Annotated in this window: 18 protein-coding genes and 3 tRNA genes; 8 read left to right on the top strand and 13 right to left on the bottom strand. The window is 42.7% G+C overall.

Going from position 1 to position 21,683, the window contains the following annotated elements; translation table 11 throughout:
• Positions 1–758: 758 nt before the first annotated feature.
• Positions 759–2,108: a vanadium-dependent haloperoxidase gene (locus tag C1N53_RS02560; RefSeq protein ID WP_137757834.1), complete on the bottom strand. Its 1,350-nt coding sequence runs from the start codon at positions 2,106–2,108 to the stop codon at positions 759–761.
• Between the two features lie 193 nt (positions 2,109–2,301).
• Here C1N53_RS02560 and C1N53_RS02555 point away from each other — a divergent pair, with 193 nt between their 5' ends.
• Complete coding sequence (locus tag C1N53_RS02555; RefSeq protein WP_137757833.1) at positions 2,302–3,204, top strand: ChbG/HpnK family deacetylase; 903 nt, start codon at positions 2,302–2,304, stop codon at positions 3,202–3,204.
• Between the two features lie 74 nt (positions 3,205–3,278).
• Here the strand turns inward: C1N53_RS02555 and C1N53_RS02550 are convergent, their stop codons facing one another.
• Positions 3,279–4,451 carry an acyltransferase family protein gene (locus tag C1N53_RS02550; protein WP_137757832.1) on the bottom strand — a complete coding sequence of 391 codons (1,173 nt, stop codon included), beginning with the start codon at positions 4,449–4,451 and terminating at the stop codon, positions 3,279–3,281.
• Between the two features lie 260 nt (positions 4,452–4,711).
• Between C1N53_RS02550 and C1N53_RS02545 the strand changes: the two genes are divergently transcribed.
• Both C1N53_RS02545 and C1N53_RS02540 read left to right on the top strand, forming a co-directional pair.
• Positions 4,712–6,967, top strand: coding sequence for a family 20 glycosylhydrolase (locus C1N53_RS02545; RefSeq protein ID WP_137757831.1), 2,256 nt, complete (start codon positions 4,712–4,714; stop codon positions 6,965–6,967).
• Positions 6,968–7,262: 295 nt separating this feature from the next.
• Positions 7,263–7,676 (top strand): hypothetical protein, encoded by a 414-nt coding sequence (locus C1N53_RS02540; RefSeq protein ID WP_137757830.1) that lies wholly within the window; start codon positions 7,263–7,265, stop codon positions 7,674–7,676.
• A gap of 11 nt (positions 7,677–7,687) precedes the next feature.
• On the opposite strand, the gene C1N53_RS02535 is transcribed toward C1N53_RS02540, so the two are convergent.
• From C1N53_RS02535 to C1N53_RS22965, 7 genes are all read right to left on the bottom strand, one after another.
• Positions 7,688–8,104 carry a hypothetical protein gene (locus C1N53_RS02535; RefSeq protein WP_137757829.1) on the bottom strand — a complete coding sequence of 139 codons (417 nt, stop codon included), beginning with the start codon at positions 8,102–8,104 and terminating at the stop codon, positions 7,688–7,690.
• Positions 8,105–8,632: 528 nt separating this feature from the next.
• Positions 8,633–9,076, bottom strand: a complete 444-nt coding sequence (locus C1N53_RS02530) for a DoxX family protein (RefSeq protein ID WP_137757828.1) — start codon at positions 9,074–9,076, stop codon at positions 8,633–8,635.
• 181 nt (positions 9,077–9,257) lie between these two features.
• A complete protein-coding gene (locus C1N53_RS02525) occupies positions 9,258–9,590 on the bottom strand; it encodes an SRPBCC domain-containing protein (protein ID WP_137757827.1) in 333 nt (110 codons plus the stop codon).
• A gap of 105 nt (positions 9,591–9,695) precedes the next feature.
• Positions 9,696–10,118 carry an inner membrane protein YiaA gene (gene yiaA / locus C1N53_RS02520; RefSeq protein ID WP_137757826.1) on the bottom strand — a complete coding sequence of 141 codons (423 nt, stop codon included), beginning with the start codon at positions 10,116–10,118 and terminating at the stop codon, positions 9,696–9,698.
• A gap of 80 nt (positions 10,119–10,198) precedes the next feature.
• Positions 10,199–10,762, bottom strand: coding sequence for a Crp/Fnr family transcriptional regulator (locus C1N53_RS02515; protein ID WP_137757825.1), 564 nt, complete (start codon positions 10,760–10,762; stop codon positions 10,199–10,201).
• 419 nt (positions 10,763–11,181) lie between these two features.
• A complete protein-coding gene (locus tag C1N53_RS02510; RefSeq protein WP_137757824.1) occupies positions 11,182–11,472 on the bottom strand; it encodes a YodC family protein in 291 nt (96 codons plus the stop codon).
• 6 nt (positions 11,473–11,478) lie between these two features.
• Entirely contained in the window at positions 11,479–11,691 is a 213-nt protein-coding gene (locus tag C1N53_RS22965; protein WP_137757823.1) for a YqaE/Pmp3 family membrane protein, read from the bottom strand.
• 310 nt (positions 11,692–12,001) lie between these two features.
• Here C1N53_RS22965 and C1N53_RS02500 point away from each other — a divergent pair, with 310 nt between their 5' ends.
• Positions 12,002–12,307: a hypothetical protein gene (locus C1N53_RS02500; protein ID WP_137757822.1), complete on the top strand. Its 306-nt coding sequence runs from the start codon at positions 12,002–12,004 to the stop codon at positions 12,305–12,307.
• Positions 12,308–12,319: 12 nt separating this feature from the next.
• Here the strand turns inward: C1N53_RS02500 and C1N53_RS02495 are convergent.
• The 3 genes from C1N53_RS02495 to C1N53_RS02485 all read right to left on the bottom strand — a co-directional run bounded on the left by C1N53_RS02495 (position 12,320) and on the right by C1N53_RS02485 (position 12,733).
• Positions 12,320–12,393: transfer RNA gene (locus C1N53_RS02495), tRNA-Arg, on the bottom strand.
• Positions 12,394–12,462: 69 nt separating this feature from the next.
• Positions 12,463–12,536: transfer RNA gene (locus tag C1N53_RS02490), tRNA-Pro, on the bottom strand.
• Positions 12,537–12,646: 110 nt separating this feature from the next.
• Positions 12,647–12,733 (bottom strand) — tRNA-Ser (locus C1N53_RS02485).
• A gap of 336 nt (positions 12,734–13,069) precedes the next feature.
• On the opposite strand from C1N53_RS02485, the gene C1N53_RS02480 reads away from it, so the two are divergent.
• The 4 genes from C1N53_RS02480 to C1N53_RS02465 are packed head-to-tail and all read left to right on the top strand — an operon-like array spanning position 13,070 to position 15,969.
• Entirely contained in the window at positions 13,070–14,041 is a 972-nt protein-coding gene (locus C1N53_RS02480) for a VWA domain-containing protein (RefSeq protein ID WP_137757821.1), read from the top strand.
• On the top strand, positions 14,038–14,991 hold the full coding sequence (locus tag C1N53_RS02475) for a tetratricopeptide repeat protein (RefSeq protein ID WP_137757820.1): 954 nt from the start codon (positions 14,038–14,040) through the stop codon (positions 14,989–14,991). The genes C1N53_RS02480 and C1N53_RS02475 overlap by 4 nt, the downstream gene beginning before the upstream one ends.
• A gap of 10 nt (positions 14,992–15,001) precedes the next feature.
• Positions 15,002–15,517 (top strand): thioesterase family protein, encoded by a 516-nt coding sequence (locus C1N53_RS02470; RefSeq protein WP_137757819.1) that lies wholly within the window; start codon positions 15,002–15,004, stop codon positions 15,515–15,517.
• A gap of 14 nt (positions 15,518–15,531) precedes the next feature.
• Entirely contained in the window at positions 15,532–15,969 is a 438-nt protein-coding gene (locus tag C1N53_RS02465; protein WP_137757818.1) for a PaaI family thioesterase, read from the top strand.
• Positions 15,970–16,038: 69 nt separating this feature from the next.
• Here the strand turns inward: C1N53_RS02465 and C1N53_RS02460 are convergent, their stop codons facing one another.
• The gene (locus tag C1N53_RS02460) at positions 16,039–21,216 is read right to left on the bottom strand and encodes a LamG-like jellyroll fold domain-containing protein (protein ID WP_137757817.1); all 5,178 of its coding nucleotides are present in this window, start codon (positions 21,214–21,216) and stop codon (positions 16,039–16,041) included.
• Positions 21,217–21,683 lie beyond the last annotated feature (467 nt).

Raw genomic sequence — 21,683 nt, 5'->3', positions numbered from 1 at the left:
TAGCACCAATACTTTTCATAGAAAGAAAGTAATATGCAATGGGTAATAGATATGGCTGCTTCAGTAGGTTAGTCTTACCATCAGAAAGAACAGAACCACATAAGAGCTGCGTATCTTCAAGTAGAATAGTGGGAGGTTATTTTATTGATCGTTTATGATCAACCTATAAAAGCCATGTATTTGGAACAGCTTGATTCGATACTGGCTTTATAATAATGTATAATTCTATATCAATAGGTCTCCTTTCCGATGATTAACAGTTTAAAATTTCTAAAATGCGTGTGATTACTCCCTTTATACAACAAACAACAATGAGTTATTAAACGAGTTTAACTTAAAGCTTAAGGATAATATGATAAATATGAAGCACTTATACTATTTCTTGCCGATGTATATAAACATCCAGGCAACAAAAACATCAATCTGCTCTAATTCAAACTATCTATACAACACATAAAATAAAGCTAAGCATCTTACTGAATTGCTAGCAGTTACAGCAAAAACCAACACCAACTAAACTTTCCGATGCATCAGATAAAAAGACGCAGAACTACAAATTAATGTTGCTAATATAGCAGCGTGATTGAGCACTTACAACAAATTTTTATTATTTTTTTTAGCTTTCATATCATTGTTTTAACAATGATTTTATTCTTGTAGGAAGCGGCACAGCTGAACAAGCGGAAACTTATACAGCAACAGGAAGCAGTACCTATCTATTACTTCAGCCTCCCGATAGTGATTTCTGTTAAGGCACACTATAAAGCAGCCGTATGATCCGTTTTTCTTGTTTTCAACCTGTCGTATACCAGTTCACCTATTGCCTTTCCCTGCTCAGCTCCTTTTAAACAGGCTGGCCGGAAATGTATCCCGCCGTATACCCGGCTTTCCCCTACTTCGTAAGCGGCTTCATTGAAAGAATTAAATTGACGGGGAGGCAACCCTATTGCCATTTGGGTTGAATCGACATAAGTAAAAGAATCGCCAAATTTATGGGTAAGCACCGCTGCAGCTGCGGCGGAGATAACACTATGCCCACTCGGAAATTCAGGAAAGGGAGGTGTTTGCAGAATAGGCTCCCAATTCTCATCGATGTAGCGGTCAATGTAAGTGTCTGGTCTGATAGAATTATACTTGAATTTAGAATCCCAGCAACTGATAAAGCCATCGGCAATTGCAGTTGTAACAAAAACGTAAGTTTCAGCTGCCTCCATCATATTAAGATTACTTCTGCGTATCGCCAGATTAGCAATCGACATCCAGTGGCCCGGAGGTGTCAGCTTTTGTTTAAAATAAGTTACGTGTCCTTTTGTATAGGATACATTCGGGTTGTCGTCCCAAAATCGTGCAATCAGCAATTTTTCTTCGTCGATGTTATTCACCGTATTATATACTTCCATGGCTTCTTTATAAAGTGCTGAGGTAGCAGTAGAGTCAAACGCCATGGGATTATCATACCTGAAGGCAGCAGCAGAATCTATGACAAAAGGCCGCATCTTATTCCAATGTGGTTCCACTGCCGGCATATAGTCCGGAGCAGTAGGTTGCCACACGTCTATACTCTTAGAGATAAAGTGCCGGGTCAGGGCTCTTGTCTCTTTATAATGATCGGCTTTCGACCAGGCTAATATGTGTTCGCCAACCTGCCTTCCATAAGCGATGGAATTTTTCAGCACCTCTTCGCGTATGCCAATCTTCTGTATTTCCTCCAGGTACTCATCTTCGTATTTCTGCATATTTGCTTCTACCAGAACCAGCTTCTTGCCAACAGTAGAAAAAGCAATAACGCTTGAAACTGGATAGTAAATTTCTTCTGAAGTATCCGGTTGAGGAACAGGGGTTAATTCATTTAACTGGCCGGCTAACGACTTGTAAGCTGTGTTACCAGGAACCAGGGCCTCATATGCAGCAATATTGGGGTAGGCATAGATCCGGCTGGCTACTGGCGGTGTGAAAATATCTTTTATGATCACTTCGCTTAAATGATCGTTCCAGATTGTTAATTGCTTTTTAGAAAATTTATCCAGCGCAGCCACATCGTGTTTTTCTTCGCAGCCCCACAAAGCAGCAACAGCCAATAAAAATATCAGATGTAAACCGTTTCTCATATTTGTTAATCTATTTTAGGTTGGCTCAAAATATACCCAGAATACATATAATTTAATAAACGAACACAGAAGCTTTTGCCTTTGCTAACACCAATATAAGTAAGCAATCACATAAAAAACAAATTTATCTGCCAATAACTTCCGAACCAGTTATTTAACAACTATTTTAGTAGTCACTAATGTCTGTATTCTTATGAAAAAGCACTCCTGTATACTTTTGCTGTTAGCAGCTATTTTGTTTATCGCAATTCCCTCATCAGCTCAAAAAACTCCTGGCAAGCTCCCGGACCTGCTCTTGCGGGTGGATGACATCGGGATGAACCATGCAGTAAATACAGCTGCTCAACAATTGGCAGAAAGTGGCATTCCTTTTTCAACTTCTGTTATGTTTGCCTGCCCTTGGTACCAGGAAGCTGTGTCTATCCTTAAAAATCATCCGCATGTTACTGTAGGGGTTCATCTTACACTTAATGCCGAATGGCGCAACTACCGCTGGGGACCTGTTACAGGCAGAGAAGCTGTACCAAGCCTGGTTGATAGCGACGGGTATTTTCTGCCCTCAATCGAAGCATTTCTGCAGAGCAATTACAAGTTAGAAGAAGTAGAAAAAGAACTGACGGCACAAGTTGAAAGGGCACTGTCATCGGGTCTTAAAATAACGTACCTCGACCCACACATGGGGATGGCTATTGCTACTCCTGAGCTCAGAGCCATTGTTGAGAAGCTGGCACAAAAGTACAGGCTGGCCATTTCAACATACTTTGGTGAAGATTATAAATCCATGTGGTCTGTACCTGTAGCAGTAAAGAAGCAGGAATTTATGCTGCACGTTAACAACCTAAAAGCAGGGAAAACAAACCTGGTTGAATTGCATATTGCTCACGCAACCCCAGAAATGGACGTTTTGGTTGATATGAACAGCAGCCTGATGAATACAGCTGAGGGAACTCCACAGGCCAGCCAGCATCGTAAAACAGAATTAGAGATGCTTCTCTCGCCTGAATTCAGAACCTTGATAGGAAAAAAATTCAATCTAGTTACTTACAGCGATCTGGCAAGAGTTCCTGGCATCAGCGCCATGAAAAGACCTATATAACTCATAAAGCAACAGTTACTTATATTTCACCCCGCAGCTTATTCCTAAAATTGAGAGCTGCAGCATACCTTGGCCTACACCTTTATATAAATCCTTCGCTTATCCAGCACATAACCGATCATCCACATAAGCAGCATATAAGAAACGGCAAAAAGCAAAGAGGCATTGTTTCCTTCAGCCCAGGAAAGGTAAAAGCGGTCATAGACCCACCCGCTTAACCCCTGTCCATTCAGGCGTATCATACTCATCGTTTTTATAACCATACCCGACATGGCATAGATAAACAATGGATTGCGTCCAAACACCTCGAAAAAATAGGTCCAGCCTTTTAACTGCAATACTTCTATTACAAGCATAAGCACCGCCAGCAATAACAGGTCTAGGCCAACAGTTAGCACCACATAAGAGCTTGTCCAGATTGGCTTGTTAACAGGCAAGGCTATATCCCAAAGCAAGGCTACCGCTGTCAGCACAGCTCCTGAAACAGCCAACGCCAGTAGTGTTCTGCTATTGTTGCCTCTGGCTTGTACAAACAGTCCAGCCAGATAACCCGCGATAACATTAACCACAGCAGGCATCGTGCTGAGCAAGCCCTCAGGATCGAATGGGATACCATAGCCTTTATAGAGATTAGCAACCGGAAAAATCAACAAGTCCAGTTTTAAAGCAGCATTACCTTCCAGGCTATATGGATCCGGCTGATCACCTGCCGTATACAGAATCCCCCAGTACAGCAATAGTAATGCTATGCCCAGCATCAAGGCTCCCTTGGTTTTAAAAAACCTGATGGCCAGGGCAGCTATTCCATAACACAGCGCAATTCTTTGCAGTACGCCCATGAGACGTATGCCCGCAAAGTCTATCCATCTAAAACCTTCATCTGTTACCTGGAAAAAGGGATAAGCATTTAAGAAAAGGCCTATCAGAAAAATAAGTGCTGTGCGCTTAAGGACCTTCTGCAGAAAAGCACCATTCCCTTGCTTTTCAAATTTGCGCATGCTAAAACTCATCGCATTGCCGACCACAAACAAAAAAGTTGGAAACACGAGATCTGTAACTGTGAACCCGTGCCAGGCCGCATGACGGAAAGGTGCATAAATGGTACTCCAGCTTCCGGGTGTATTTACAACGATCATCAGTGCGATGGTTAAGCCCCGTAACACATCTAAAGACAGGTATCTCTGAAATGCATTCTCCTGCAGAAGGCCATCTGCCCGCAAAGGATTGGTTAAAGTTGTCTGGTTCATACTTATCTGTTTGAAGATCTTTATTGCAATGCAGTATTCAGTTGCCGAAGCAAAAACGAAGAACAAGCAAAGTAAGGACTCACAAATATTGTTAAATTTAAAATTATTCCTCTAAATTTAAACAGACTTGTTACATTTATTATTTTATAGCTTAAGCCATTGCATACGCTGATACAACTCCCACGGCTGTTAAATGAGAATGCATGGCAAAAAAGTAGTTCAAATAGAAACTCTAACTTCACCTCCCATAATGTAGCTCTATGAAACGGTTATCTTTTCTCTTTTGCCTGATCGCTCAGCTCGCAGTAGCGCAGCAGATAAGCATCATACCCAAACCTGCCAGTATACAGGCAGGCAGCGGCCATTTTACTGTTACGAATAAAACGGCTATCGCCCTGCAAAACGAAGCGGACAGAAAAGCCGCCGAATTCTTAAACGATTACCTACAGGAGATCTATGGCTTTAAATTGAACGTAACTTCTAAAAAGGTTAAGAACAGCATTACCCTCTCCACCTCCAAAACTGCCAAAGAAAACGGACAGGATGCTTATACCTTACAAGCTACACCACAGGGTATAACCATTGCAGGCACTACGCCAGCAGGCACTTTTTATGGTGTACAGTCGCTTATTCAGATGCTCCCTACCGAAAGAAGTACTTCACTGGATATTCCGGCTGTTTCGATACAGGATGCGCCTCGTTTCGCTTACAGGGGAATGCACCTGGACGTAGGCCGCCATATGTTTCCGGTAGCTTTTGTCAAAAAATACATCGATTACATTGCACTGCATAAGATGAACTATTTTCACTGGCACCTCACTGAGGATCAGGGCTGGCGCATAGAGATAAAAAAGTATCCTCAGCTAACACAGGTAGGCGCTTTCAGAAACGGTACCATTATTGGCCGATACCCAGGCTCAGGCAACGACAACAAACGCTATGGAGGTTTCTATACCCAGGAGGAGGTAAAGGAGGTAGTAAAATACGCTGCCGACCGCCACATAACAGTTATTCCTGAAATTGAGATGCCCGGCCATTCTGAAGCAGCGCTTACCTCCTACCCCTGGCTAGGCTGCGAAGGCACCGGTCCTTACCAGGTACAGCAGACCTGGGGCATTTTCGACAACGTATATTGCGCCGGAAAAGAAACCACTTTTACGTTTCTGCAGGATGTTCTGGATGAAGTAATAGCCCTGTTTCCGTCCAAATACATACACGTGGGTGGCGACGAGAGCCCTAAGGGGAACTGGAAAAAATGCCCGCTTTGCCAGAAAAGAATTCAGGATGAAAAACTGGCAGATGAACATGAGCTGCAGAGCTATTTTATTCAGCGCATGGAGAAGTATATCAACAGCAAGGGCAGAACCATTATCGGTTGGGATGAGATACTGGAAGGCGGATTAGCTCCCAATGCCATTGTTATGAGCTGGCGGGGAGAGGCAGGAGGCATTGAGGCAGCCAAACAAAACCACTATGTTATTATGACACCAGGCAGCCATGTATACTTAGACCACTCTCAGAGCCAGCGCGAAGATTCTGTGACCATAGGAGGCTTTACCACTGTTGAAAAAACGTACAGCTACAACCCTGTGCCGAAAGAGCTGAATGCCGATCAGGCAAAATACATACTTGGAGCCCAGGCCAACGTCTGGACCGAGTACATGAAAAATTCAGACAAAGTGGAGTATATGCTCTTCCCGCGCATGAGTGCTTTAAGCGAAGTACTCTGGACGGCACCAGAGAAAAAGGACTGGAACGATTTCGAGAACAGATTACAGACACAGTTCAAACGCTACGACCTCTGGGGCACAAAGTATAGTAAGGCTTATTATGATATTGATGCCAGTGTACTACCTACAGCCGATCATAATGGTGTTACTTTAAAAATGAATGCCAAACAAAACCTGGGCAAACTAATGTACAGCCTCCAGAGCCAGCCAGCGAAAGAGTATACAGAGCCAATCAAACTGAACCAATCGGCAAAAGTAACCGGGCTCTATTATAAAGACAACCAATTGATTGACTCTCTCACACTCAGCTTAAAAGTAAACAAGGCGACCGGGAAGAAAGTAACGCTCAGCGAGCAGCCTTCGGACTATTTTCCTGGGAATGGAGCCTTTACACTGGTAGACGGCCTTCTCAACGAAAAAGGAGGCCGCACACAGGAATCGATCGGGCACCACGGCATGGATGTAGACGCTACCATCGACTTAGGAAATCCACAGCAAATAAACCAGGTAGTGGTACATGCATTAAATGCTGGCGGCACCTATGTATACCCACCTAAAGCAATAGAAGTGTATGGCTCTTCCGATGGCAAAAGTTATAGCTTACTGGGCAAAACAGAGCAGCCATCTCAGGTAAAAGGATCGAAAGCTATTATGCAGGTAAACTTTTCTCCTGCATCGGCAAAATTCGTAAAAGTAACGGTGCGGAACATGCAGGCCGTGCCGGAGGGCATGCAGGGAGCCGGAGAAAAAACCTGGGTGTTTTTGGATGAGATAGAAATACATTAAAAAAACCTCCGTAAAAGCAGACGAGGCTGGCCCTTTTGGGCCAGCCTCGTCTGCTTTTACGGAGAGATAGCTTTGAGTACTATAGCAAACTTAATTACAATACCTTCTGCCCAGTACTAGGAACTTCATCTAAATAACTGGCATCCTATACTTTAACAAAGCAACAGATAATATGCCGATTGCCTGGTTCAACTTCAGCTCATGCGCTGCAAGTAAGGATTATAAAATTATCTATAAAATATTTTTATTATAACACTAAATATAAAATTTTGGTTAAATTGCAGCAATAATAACAATGCATCTATCTAAAATGAAGTCGCAGGTAAACTATACATTTTGTGCAGAAGCAGACCCAAGCCTTTCTTATAAGTTAAAGAAAGGCTTCGGCAACAGAGTTACCAGGTTAACCGGCACTTGGCTGAATAACGATACTGCTGCTATTTCTTTTTATCCAAGTGCTTTTAATAAACTGGCTCATGCCATTATAGAAGAGTATAACCACCAGTGCGATGTGCTTGGTTTTTATGAAGAGAAGGAAAAGGCAGATAAGCTAAAGCGGCTTGGATATGAGCTTCACATGGATTTTGAAGAGATGGAGCATGGCACTTCCCTAGTACTATGCTACACAACTCCTACCCATGTACTGAAGCATTGGATGGATTCGCATTATAATAGTGGCAAAGCCGAAATTCTTGTAAAAGAGCTCTAGGTTGCGCAATTTCAGAAGGTATCCAGCAGCCACTCCATTGCCTCCGACTCTGTCAGGAAAAATTCTGAATCATACGGCAGGTTATACTCCCTCCGCGTTTGAACCGACATTTTTTGAATCATATTCTGCTGGAAGATATCACCTGCCATGATTGTGGCTATCCGTTTTACCTCGCTTCTGTATAAAGCATTTTTCACCAGTCCAGTAGACCATACCTGATCTGCTACATTCGGCATCCCTAGCTTACGTACATCTACCAGTACATACCACACTGTATTAGTTAGAATTTCCTCACAAATAAGCGACATACCGGTTCTGTATTCCTCGCTATTAGGTAATCGTAGCCACTCTGCTTTTAAAAAATTGTAGTTTGCTTTTAATGAAAAGCGAACAATCTCAATTTGAGCCGTTTTAACGTGTAATACCATAGCAAAACATAAAATAACCGGTACTAATAAATTGCCAGCATATTACAAATTTTATAGAACAAACAACATAAGTAGGATAGAAATTATTTCCTGTAAAACTTCCTAAATATTTCTTTACAAGGCATTTTCGCTTTATTAACGGGCAGCAAACACAACTACTGCATCATTAAATATTTCTAAAACCGAACGCCCCCTGTACAGGGGGCGTTCGGTTTTAGAAAATCAGGATAAAACTCAAACAACTACTTGCTCTCGCTTTTCCTCTTCCTTGTCATGCGCTTTCATTCTATTCTCAGATCTATCTTTAAACCTGTAGTAGAAGGTAAGCATTGTTAATCCGATCAGGAAAACAATAAGGCTAGCAACAGACATAGACAATTAGTATGGTTACAGATTTATATATATTAAACGTATAATACGTTATGCTGCCTTGGCGGGTGTTGCAGTACGACTACTATTTTTTTATTGTTAACATCAGATGCATTTAGTTTTTCAAGCTTACTATTTTGGAAAACAGGCATGGAGTTGTTAGTGCAGACGACGAAGTATTTTATGGTCTATAGAATAGCGTCCGGGCCCAACAATCATGAAAAACACAAGCAGGCCCAGCACAGCAAGCGATATAATTAATTCTGCGTTATACCAGGAAACACCCTGCTGGAAATTAACCAGCAGTATGGCTCCCAATAAAATAGGCATTTGCAGCAACAGGGAAAGGCGTGTCAGAAAGCCCATCGCAATCATAAGGCCTCCTACAATATGAACCATACTGGTAAGCATAGCTGCATTACCCGCTCCGATGATGCCTTGTCGTTGGCTCAGGTGATAGAACACTTCGCTACTGTTTTCTAAAAACATAATACCCTTCAGGAAAAGAAAGAGCCCAAGAGCCACTCGTAGTACATCCATCCAGACTGGGTTACCAGCACTGTTTATACTTTCTGAACGCGTAAAGAAATGAGAAATATCCATGGCTTGTACAGGTTAAGTTGCTTATAGCATATATTCCAATATACGTTTTTTTAGAAGTATAGATACTGTTATATAATACAGGTGCTGGTTAGGGTATGAAGCAGCAGTTTTAATGTTGATATACACTCTATAAGGTGTTAAACAGCTTGATTTATTTGTTTTAAAGAATTTACAGTTATATTTATGAGTTCTCTTCAAGAAGTTGCTTTAAGTTTTGGCCAAGAAGATTATCCCATCCCCATTCAAACCGTTCCCATTTAAAATGCGGGTGATCCGCAAAACTATCCAAGCCCGTTTGAATAACTTTTAGGCTGGTCTTGTTCTCTTCCGAACATAGCTCAAACATAACCTCCGAACTTCCCGGATAGCCTTTGCAAGCCCAACTGTGAGCCAGGGTTTTACCTTCTACCAATTTAGTCACAATCGATTCTTTCCGGTATTCGGCACCGCTATCGTCGAATTCAAACTTAAATCCGACTACAGGTTCAAACTTTTGAAGTTGAGGAAGTACCATTCCTTCATTTTATCCTTATCAGTTATAGCCTGCCAAACTTTCCTGATGGGTACATTATAATAAACTCCTTTATCAGTGGCGTGCTCATATTTCTTCTCTTTTGAATTAAAACCCTTCATCTATCTCAACATTATTCTTAGCTGGTTTGCTTAAACTGTCTCTGGTATTTTTTTGAACGGCAATAGCAGCAAAAAGGCTTAGGATGAATGACATAGCATAAAAACCTTTCTCACTCAGGAGCAGGTTAGCATTCCAAAGCCCCGCTGCCAGCAACACTACCGCTAAAATGGTAGAGAACCAGCTTAGTCCATAATAAATATTGGTAACAGGAACCCCTTCCAGTTGGTCTCGCACACTTTTTTGGAGAGAGATGGCCGAGAACAAACCATACATAAGTATAGTAAAATAATACCCCTTCTCGTTCAGCAGCATTTCGGCATTCCACAGTCCGATAATATATGCTGCCATACCAATAAGTAAAGTAGCCCAGGAGGCCGCAATAAACGCATTTGATGGTTTCTGATTCATTTTTTCTTTTGTCAAGTGATGAATCAAAGGTATACCAGTTCTCAATACTCTCTTTTGACAATTATCAAAAAAGGAATATGTTACATCTGACTACGTATCCTGCTCAGCGTTTCCTGGCTAATACCAAGGTAGGAGGCAATTTGCCCAAGCGAAATTCTTTGGAGGATATGGGGAGAGGTATCTATTAGCTGTTCATATCGCTCCCGAGCCGTTTTAAATTGCATAGCCATCAACCGCTCTTCCAATCTGATGTAGTATTGCTCATTTATAATGCGAACAAGGCGCTCAATATCATTATGGGAATTAAACAATTGGTTTAAGGCTTCAAAACTGATACCCCACAGCGTAGAGTCTTCTACTATCTGTATGTTTTCTACAGCCGGCTTTCGGGAAATAAAGCTATAAAAAGAAGTAATAAAGTTATTTTCGAAGCCAAACCAATAAGTTATTTCCTTCCCGTTAAGGTTATAATAGCCCCGCAAACAACCTTTTTCCAGAAAATACAGATTATGACATACCATTCCTTCTTGAAGTAAAAAAGAATTTCTTACAAGCTCTACCTTTTTTAGTGCATTGGAGAGAGCTTCCCACGCTCCTGTAGCAATAGGATGGTATTGCCCTATGCAATTATACAATGCATTCATTTTACAGCTCTCTTGATTTTTCTGTGGTAGTGAACAGAGTATGTTATATTTTAATAAAGCTAAACCTACAAAGGCTTCTTTTTTATAGATGTGCTACTGTTAAATTTTCCACCTGGTGCTGAGCTACACTCTAACTGCCTTATGCACATACAACTCTACTTCACAAGACAAATTGTAATGAATGGAGCTCATTTTCATCTGTAGATTTATATATGTCAAATTTATTCTGATTGACAGCTGATTCTGTTGCAACACTTGCTTTGTAGCTATCGAACTCTCTAGCTCTAAAAGCCTAAATATTAGAAAATCCTCTTTCTCTTTTTTTCAAGAGCCATGATACAAAAAAGACAAGGGTAATGATAAATAAAATTACTTCCTTAAGCTTAAAAACGGTTTATTAAGTAAAAGCTATAAAATAGTTATTCTCCCTTTTGCCTCAACAACCCAATAATTAAATCTTTATCAGCCAATTCTTTCTCCAGAAGTACAAGCCGTTCCTGCAGGCTCAGATTTGATTCCTCTAATTTCATCAAGGCGTAATCGTAAAAATCGATATGTAAGAATTTTCTGGTTAGTTCATCGTAATAAGTACAAAAAACTGCTTTTACACCGCCTCCCATATTAGCCTCAACAATTCTATTAACGGTCATGGCTGGGCCACCTGATTTTAGCTGTACAATATCACCTGGTGAGAGTTTTTCCGTCCCCATAATTCTTTATGCAAATTGTTTATTCTCCTGTATAGCCTTTATTATGCGCCTGGTACGTTTTTCGGCCCTTTGGTTGTTTAGAGAAAGCATGGCCCATATAGCAGCTGGGAACCACCCTAAGATGGTGCATTGAAGGATTAGGCAAATGATGCCCGAAAAGATTCTGCCGTTTATCATCAGTGATAGGAACGGGAAAAAAAATGCTAAAAGATAACCCATGAAAGTAGTTGAAATTTTAAATGTAAACCTTGTTAATCTTTTCTTCCTACCTCTGTTCGAGCGGTAGCTCAATATTCATATCCGTATCAGTTACTGGTTTTTCCGGCAATGTATATTAATATTTAAGTTCTAATTGGCACCTCCTTTAACATTACTCACAATAAAGTAAAACTAAACACTATAAATGGCTGCGATATTTACTAGCATTGTAATATAAATCGTGATGAAAGTATAAAAAAAACAGATAAATTAAAAAGGAATTAGATTATGGAGATAGTCACTGAAACAACCTTTAAAGTGACTTCTATTCTTGTTCAAAGCATTAATGCCATACCTGGCGAGGGAACCCAAAGCCTTTGCGGAAGGCGGCAATACAGCTGAGGCAGCGCCTGGTGCTATGCCTACGCCTGCGCTAGACCTGCAGCAGGTGATAAATTCTCTAAACCAGTTAAACAGCAACTTTGTTGAGTTGGCCACCTGTGTGGATCAGTGGCAAAGCGAGCTGCATGTAAACTATAGCGCAGGTGCTGCCGAAGAGGCGATGGCGGTAATAAAGGAGATGCAGCAGTTTTGCAACCGCACCCATAAAACAAAAAAGCACCTTCAGAGCGTCTGAAGGTGCTTTTTGTGATCCCGTTTGGATTCGAACCAAAGACCTACTGCTTAGAAGGCAGTTGCTCTATCCAGCTGAGCTACGAGACCAGCGTTTACGAGGAAGTAGTGAACTTCCTTTAAACAAAAAATTTCGGAATCTCTTCCGAAATTTTTAAGTCGGGGTGGCAGGATTCGAACCTACGACCTCCACATCCCAAATGTGGCGCGATACCGGGCTACGCTACACCCCGAACTAATTTTGCTTTCAACTCCTTCAGATGCAAACCTGTTATCGTTGATTGCGGTGCAAAGGTAAGAGAAGTTTTTAATATTGCAAAAAAAATATTTAAAAATTTCTCAGCGGAGGAGGGGGGATTCGAACCCCCGGTACCCTTACGAGTACGGCAGTTTAGCAAACTGCTGGTTTCAGCCACTCACCCACCCCTCCGGGCCTCTTTCTGCTAAAGAGGATACAAACATACGACTCTTCCCTGTACAACGCAATAGCACCCTTTACTTTTTTCTTCTTCTAAAGCATCCAAACAGCTCCAAAACCTATAAAAAAGAGCTTAAGTAGCTGACTCTATTCATCTTTGTTCTGCCATTTCATTTAAAAAAATTTTTAAACTTTTTGAAATAAATCAATTCTTGATCTCCTACACCACCAGAAATTGCTTTATAATTAAAATTCCTCCTCTTTTCTATACCTGAATCTATCCGTTTTAAGTTAGTATATTTGTTTTTCAGCAGAGCTTTCACAGAAAAATAGCTCTCTTTTTAGTTCATGACCTGGTACCAAACACTTTCCTTACTCGAAATTTTATTCGGCACTTTATTTATTGTGCTCTACATCGGGTATTTACTGCGTGTAAGGCGCGTGGCCCGATTTTTCCAGAAACGGGTGTATGTGGTTTGGGTAAAATTCTTTATCCGCAGCACATATGCTGTCCTGCTGCTGATTTCAATTTTAGGTCCCTCCTTTGGCGCCATGAAAAAAGAAATTAAAACCATTGGCAAGGATCTTTACATTGCGGTGGATCTTTCTGCCTCTATGGATGCAACAGATATTCAACCTTCACGCATTGAAAAGGCAAAGCAGGAGATATTGCGGGTTATCAACCGCTTTAACTCCGATAGAATAGGCCTTATTATTTTTTCATCTGAAGCTTTTATTCAGAGCCCGCTCACATACGATCAGAATGCCTTGCAGGTATATACCAGAACACTACGAACCGGTTTGCTGGAGCAGGGCGGCACTGACTATAATACTTTGCTAAAACTGGTATCGGATAAGTTTAGCCAGGACGCCCGTCTATCCAATGAAGAGCAAAAAGCTAAAATACTGATACTGATCAGCGATGGCGAAGATTTTGGCGAAAACATAGAAAGAGCAGCAGAGGCCCTGGCTGAGTATAACATCAGGGTTTATACAGTGGGAATCGGCACAACGGAAGGCTCACAAATCCCGACCCAGCAAGGCTTCAAAAAAGACCCTGACGGCAAAATAGTAGTCAGTCGCTTACATCCCGATCACCTCATTCGGCTGGCGGAACTTACAAACGGGCAGTACTTTGAAATCAACAATCGTGTGAGTGAGGTTAACCGGCTGCTTAACGTGATTAATAACATTGAAGGTGAACTCCGCGAAAGCAAAACTATTGATGTTACGGCAAATAAATATGTCTATCCGCTGGCACTGGCCCTCCTGCTCATCGTGCTGGATGTTCTGATCACCATTAAACTTATCAGGATATGAAAGCCTTGTTTCTCTTTGTGCTGCTCATCAGCTTCCTGGGAGGAGGCCTGAATGCAATTTCCCGATTAAATGCTTATACAAAAGATGCGGCATCGGCCTATCAGGATAAAAACTATACAGAAGCAATAGCTGCTTATGAATACCTCCTCCAAAACCTGGACGTAGAAGATTACCAGATCAGGCTAAACCTGGCTCATTCATATTACCAGGCTGGTCAGCTGGAACGGGCACAACAGGAATACCAGTTACTGGCTGATCATCAGTACAGCAGAGTACGTGCTATAGCCTTGCTACAGCTTGGCAACATTGCGGCTACTCAAAAGAAGTATAAAAGGGCCCTCTCCTACTGCAAAGACGTGCTGGTGCTGGAGCCTGAAAATGACCAGGCCCGTTATAATTACGAACTTCTTAAAAAATACCTGGCCTTACACCCTGAAGTAGCAGCGGCTGAAGAAGAGGAACAGTTGCCGCCACCCGCTGAAGAAGCTGCTCACAACACGCAGCAGCCTGCTGATACACAGGTGGAGCCCCAGCCTAAAAACCGGCCCGACAGTAATGGAGACCAGGAGGAGGAAACAGAGGGCCGGGAGCAGGAAGTAAACCCGGAGGGCAAACAGGAAACAGGCAACCAACAAGGCGCTGACCAGAAAGGACAGGAAGGTAAACAGGAAAGAGAACAGATGCAGGGTCAGGAAAAAGGCAATGAACAGGGGTTGCACCAGAATGCAGAGCCGAATCAGGCAAATACAGAACGTAGCGCAAGTGCTGATAATATTTCAGAGCAGGACCAGCGTGCGCAAACGCAGCGAAGCAGGCTGCATCAGATGAGCATCAGTCCTGAAAAAGCCAAAGTTCTATTAGATGCTATGCGAAATGCTGAGATGCAGTATATCCAGCAGCTACCAAAGAAATCTAATACCAAGCCAGACCGTACTAAACCAGACTGGTAAATCAGAAAAAATGACAGAAAAAGCACTACCTAAAATACTGGAGAGCCAGGTGCTCATCCGCTTTGAAGACTGCGATCCGTTCGGCCATCTAAACAACGGCAGGTTTATCGACTATTTTGTTAATGCCCGTGAGGATCAGGTGCGGGAGCACTATAACTTCAATGTGTACAAACATATGCGTGAGAACGGCAAAGGCTGGGTGGTAACATCAAATCAAGTGCAATACATCCGGGAAGTAAAGTTTATGGAAACCATGACCGTTCGTACCTGCCTGCGCTGGTTCACCAGCTCCGATCTGATGGTAGAAGGGCAAATGGTGGACCCTAAAACACAAACGATCATGTCTGTTATCTGGACCCGTTTAACCTACATAGACCTGAAGAAAGGAGGCAGAACAGAGCATAGCGAGGACCTACAGCAACTCTATCGTTCTGTTGCCATACTGGGCGAAGGAAAACAAAATACTTATTTTGAGGAAAGGGTAAAAGAAATCCGGGCAGAGCAGGCCGCCAAAGCATCACAATAATAGCGTAAACATGTATGCGTATAGAGGACCATTACCGTAAACTGGAGCACTTATATCATCAAGCTAATGTGCAGCAACTCTTTAGCGGCAGCACGATTGCTGTTTCACATGGGAAAGCTGAAATCACACTTCCTGTCGATCCGAAATACTTTCATGGAGCGCAGGCCATACATGGCGCCAGCTATTTCAAACTGCTGGACGATGCCGCTTACTTTGCTGTGGCCTCTGTTGTAAAAGACGTTTTTATTGTAACATCCTCTTTTCAGCTGAACCTGCTACGCCCGGTCAGCAGTGGTGTTTTACACGCTGTGGGCACTTTACGCTCTTTTGGCAAATCTATCTCCATAGCCGAATCTGTTATTTACAACGACAAAGGAAAAGAGGTGGCTTTCGGTACCGGGCAGTTCACCAGAACTACACAACCCTTAGCAGATTTAAAAGGTTATGAATAGGATTAAAAAAACTATAAATGAGAAGAGGCCGCTTGTACTAAGCGGCCTCTTCTCATTTATTGGTAGTTACTACCTTTTAATAAAGCTCAGTGTCTGCACCTGGTCTGCTCCCTGTATTTGTACTACGTACTTGCCTGTAGCAAGGCTCTGCAGTTCGAAAACAGCCAACCCGTTGCCATAGCTGTACTGGCTTACCTGGCGACCATCCATACCAATAATCCGGATTTTGTACTGCGCCTCCGGCAACTGTGTCAGATCCAGGTTTAAAGTGCCTGTTGTCGGGTTCGGGAAAAGTGTTGCCTTTACCAATGCCACACGCTGTACCTCCACAGCCACAATATTGCTGAGGCTGACCGTACCGTCCAGGTCTACCTGCTTGAGGCGGTAGTACAACACGCCGGCAGGAGCATTTTTGTCCAGGTAGCTATAGGAGAGTTTTTGATTGCTGTTACCGGCCCCCTTCACACGGTTTACTGTTTCAAATGTGCGTCCGTCACGGCTGCGCTCCAACTCAAAGTGATCGTTGTCCTGCTCCGTAGCCGTTGCCCATTTCAGCACCACGTCCTGCTGCTGTGCTTTAGCTTCGAAGCTGATCAAAGTTACCGGCAGAGGATTCATCTGAACAGGCACTACATATTTATTACCGGCTGCCGAACTCGGTGCTCCTTCATTATCCACTACCGCATAGTAAAAGTTAGCATTTCCCTTATAGTCGACAGAGGGCATATAAGTTAATGTGTTTGCATCGGCCCATGCATAATTAGTATTAAGCACCGCCAGATTCCCGTTTATGTATAATGTTCCTGATGTAGGGGCAGTTAATATGCGGAAGTGAGCTACATATCCGTCAGGATCAGACGCATCTAACGGATTTAGTGGCACCGGTTTCTTAGAGTTATTCATAATATCTCCTGTAGTCTCAACATCTTTAGCCACAGGCACACCATTAATAGGAATGGTGATTTTTGCAGGAGACATATCCTCGGCTCCTAAATTATCAATAACAGTATAATAGAATTCTACATCAGCCAGATTTCCAGGAGCCGGGTCAAATCGAATAACAGGCATTCCCGTGATAGTGAAAACTTTATCTTTTTCTACCACCTGCCCATTGATCGTTAAAACGCCTTGTGCTGTAGTCGGAACAGAAGTAAATTTAAATGCAGTAACTGTTCCATCAGCATCCGTCGGATAAGAGGCGGCAGGAATTGTTAAAATTGTTGCACCGTCCGTATTCAACAGTTTTTGAGTCAGTATATCTTTTGCTTCAGGGGCCAAGTTATGCTTTATTTCACAGATAGACTGTCTGTTTACAGAACCACCTGTACTCGCTGTATAACCAAAGTACACATTTGGATCATTGTTAAAAATATCCTTTACAATATCTCTGGCATAACTTGTTCTGAATACTCCATCGAAGTATACCTCCATTGTATTAATTTCTTTAATCCAGACAATTCTTATAAGGTGGTCTTTACCATCTTCTACGTTACCATTACCTTCAATCATAGGAACGGCTGCCTTAACAGGAGATCCCACCTGGCCATTCACGAAGAAATTAGTGTGGTCAGCAGCTATATCACCTACTCCAGTACCATTATCCCAGGTATCGAACTCGACTCCTATAGAAGGCTGTATTCCCTGGAAACCTAAACCCTGACCAACTGCACCACTTGCAAAAACAGGGTTGGAAGCCACTCGTTGAAAGCCAAACACTATACCGTCAGCTCCATTCGCATCTATTGTTCCAAAATTCGCCTTAAAACTAATCTCAAATGAATTATTCAGATTTACTGTGTAAACACTCCATACCTGCCCCTGTTGGTTATTTATCGCATCTGTTAATTGATAGCATGTACCTCCGTTGCTTATGGCGCTACCACTTGCCTGGTATAGTTCTTCGTTGATAACAATGGTAACCTGAACATTAGAAACTCCTCCCCTGGCATCAGTTGTTCTGACTGTTGTAGTATATGTGCCACTTACAGGAGTACCGGAGTTTACAGTTATTGCCCCTGTTGTTGGGTTTAGCGTTAGGAAACCTGGCAATGCAGTTCCTGTCACAACGGCACTTGTAATGGAGCCATCCGGATCAGTTACTGTTGCCACGGTTCTCCCACTAGAAAGAGCTCGACGGGCATACACATTGGGATTAGAATAAGCTGCAGGACAGTCTATAACAACTGTTGTATAAGCGGGATCAGACGCGCAGCCGTTAACAGTAACAATAAGCGTATATGTACCAGCATGCGTATAAGTTGAGCTAGCTATAGTGGGGTTCTGTGCTGATGAAGTAAAACCATTAGGTCCCGTCCAGGTATAAGCTGCACCGCTGATGCCTGGTGCAGATAACCTGATAGTGCTACCTGCACATACAGGACTGTTGCTACTGATGCTGTATGACTGATAAACTGAACTTACTTCTGAAGCACTAAGCTCTCTGTTATACACATGAATATCATCCAATGAGCCTTTAAAGTAATTACTTGTTGGAGCAGCCGGCCAGCCACCTATATTATCATAGCCAATTCTTAAATAGCCACTAAAATTTTCTGAAGTAGTTACAGCAGCGTTACTTGCCTGTTGTACCCCGTCCACATACATTTTCATTCCGGCACCGGACAAAGTAACTACTACATTATGCCATTTGCCATCGTTATAGCTGGTAGTAGTATTGATAGTTTGATGACTGCCTGCATAAACACCAAAGTAAAGCTGGCCATTATTCGCCATATAGATATGTCTGTCGTACTGACTGCTTGAACCAGTTGCAGATCCGCCCATACCCAAAAGCTTTCCTCCTGTAGTAGAAGTTGTATTGAACCAAATGCTAAATGAGAAGACATTGGTTGTATTAAAACTATTTATTGTGGTAATATGATCATCAACACCATCAAAGCTATACGCTTTAGAAGTATTACCAAACCGATCCGAAGTTAAAAACGCTCCGTTTCGAGCTGTACCATTATTCATTCCTAAAGCATCGTTTGCGTTTCCATTAAATGGATAAGCATAAAGCAGATTGTTTGCTGGTACCGTAGATAAACTTGGAACTTCAGTGATGGTGGCTGTTACAGCTGTTCTGCTTGCACTCTCTACTCCTGCAGAACTTACAGCCGATACATAATAAGTAGTAGTACCTGAGAGAGAGGGTGTGGTATAGGTTGAGCTGGTAGCACTACTAATAGCAGTACCTCCGGTTGCAACAGTATACCAACGGTAGCTTCCTCCTGTAGGCGCACCTGAAGCTGTAAGCGTAACCGTTCCAGGTCCACAGCTTGAAGCCCCGGTTGCAGTTGGAGCAGCTGGACGGGTATTTACTGTCACATCTTCTGCAGTGCTTGATGTGGCAACATAATTTGAGCCACTCACTGTAGTTGTAGAGGTTGGAGTATCATAACTAGTATTACCAGTGCCCCCTGTTAGAGGTGTAATTTTACGAGTAGCCGTAGAACGTGTTGGGTCCAGGTAAGAAACAGTGACAGAGTTTTGATAAGTACCGTCAGCCACAGTACTTGGAATATTTACTCTGAAAGTAAAAGTAACAGTAGTCCCGGAAGGAATTGTTAGTGAGCCAAAGTTTAATGTGCTTTGCCCGCTAGATGGTAACATATAATTTGTAGAAGACCCTACAACACCCGTTGAATTGCCGCCATTATCAGCATAAGCATTACCCAAATCATAATTTAATAATGTATTATAAGTAAAACCAGTTGGCAAGACATCCTGAATTATTACCCCATGTGCCGCCCCCCCTGAGTTAGTAACTGTAATAGTATAATCCGCTGTTAAGCTACCTCCAGTGTTGCGCACAAGGGAAGCAGTGCTTGTAGTTTTATTTACAGTAAGGTTTGGTAGGCAGAGTGCCCCTGATGCACTATTTACAATTGTTGTATTCCCAATGTTAATACCAGCCCCATTAGAACCTGCAACAGCTCCAAAATGAGCATTACTGGCCGTAAAACCTGCAGCTCCCCCAGCCCAAGTACTACCAGTTCTTACAGCAGTGTGGTTAACATATACAACACCGCCGCCGCCGCCGCCGCCTGGCCCGTGAGCTGATCCTCCTCCTGTATTGGTACCACCACTACCGCCACTCGTATTTACAAGTACGTTTGAAATACCATTGGGAACAGCAGACGTCAATAATATACTACCTCCGGCACCGCCGCCGCCACTTCCGTCATTAGCTACAGTATTGTTTGCAGAAGCACCACTTGCATCTATAGTACCTGTACCTGTAATAGACCCAGCTCTTACCATAACAATACCACCGCCGGCTGCTCCACTACTTGCAAAGCCGCTTCCAGGAGTTCCTGTTGCATCGTTCGTTGATCCGGCACCGCCGCCGCCGCCCATTACCAAACGTGAGCTAGAAACCACTGAAGAAAGACTTGCTCCACCAATACCACCAACACCCAGGTTCGAGCTCCAGGAATTACCACCTTGACCACCTACACCCAAGTTACCGCCTCCACCGCCGCCAGAGTTTTGGTCATTGGCAGATGGCCGACCATCAGTACCTCCTCCTCCTGCATTTCCAGGTGCTCCCCTACCCATACTACCACTAGGATAGCCTTCAACACCTGTATTTACTAAACTTCCCTGATGATTAACATAGGCAGGAGTACCTGCAGTACCCTCCCCTTTCTGCGCATTAGCATTATTAGTGGAGAGGGTTCTAAAATCTGTACTTGTTCCACTACCTCCAGTCAACCTTCTTCCAGCACCTCCTCTAAAACCTTTACCACTTACGTCAATCGTTCTGCTATTAAAGTTAAGGTTCCCAGCTACATCCATTGCCACTACACCACCCGTAGAGCCATTCCAAGCCGGTGCAGTTACAGTCGCACCCAAGGTAGCAGAACTGTACTGTGGCACCCTTACTACCTGAAAGCGCTTTTGCCCCTGCGTATTATAATTTGCATTAATATAAGTATTTTCTAAGCTTGCTACTGTAAGCGTACCACCACTTACCGGCACAGCACTTGTAGCAATGACATACTCATATTGACCAGCTGTAAAATTTGTAGTAGTATTACCACTTCCACCTGTGCTAGTATTTCCATCGCCATAAGCGGTACCATTTGTAGTGTTAATTTCGGCACCTTGCATCTGAATGATCAACACCAAGTCACCAGCGGCAATTGGTGCTTGGCTTCCATCTGCATTGGCAGCCCCCAAAGTAATACTTTTGTTATTACCTGCTGTCACAGTGGCATTACCTGGATAATAAGTATTAACCACAGTTACTGCTCCACTAAGAATACCATCCTTACCAGGTGAAGCACAAATCTGAGCTAGAGCAGAATATGAAGAAAGGTAAAAGACAACGCTTATAAGCAAACTAACCGCTCGAAGGGCAAAAGAGGCTTTTAAAGTAAAAGTTTTCATAAAGGGTGGTATGGGAGTGGTTGGAGGCTTAGACTAAAATTGCGCTTGCTGAGCTTAGACAATAACGGCTATCAGCAATCAAGCTTGAGGAAGAGGAGGTATATCCATCAGCCTGGGTACCAGTTAAGAAAATGTTGAATAGTAGAGTTGTTTTCATGCTAGTGCTTTAATAGTAATTTTCAATTATTGCTATCGAATCAACTTTAGTTGCACTACATGCTATGCTAAAACTACTCCATTCTTATGCAGCTTGTAAAATATTCTAATACTTACAAGCTAGCCCCTTGGAATTGCACTTATTTATAGCCCTATAATTAGAA

It is taken from the genome of Pontibacter sp. SGAir0037 (assembly GCF_005491705.1).
In the GTDB taxonomy this organism is placed as follows: Bacteria; Bacteroidota; Bacteroidia; order Cytophagales; family Hymenobacteraceae; genus Pontibacter.
Note: the sequence above shows the minus strand (reverse complement) of the source record. Positions and strands in the feature narration are given on the sequence as shown.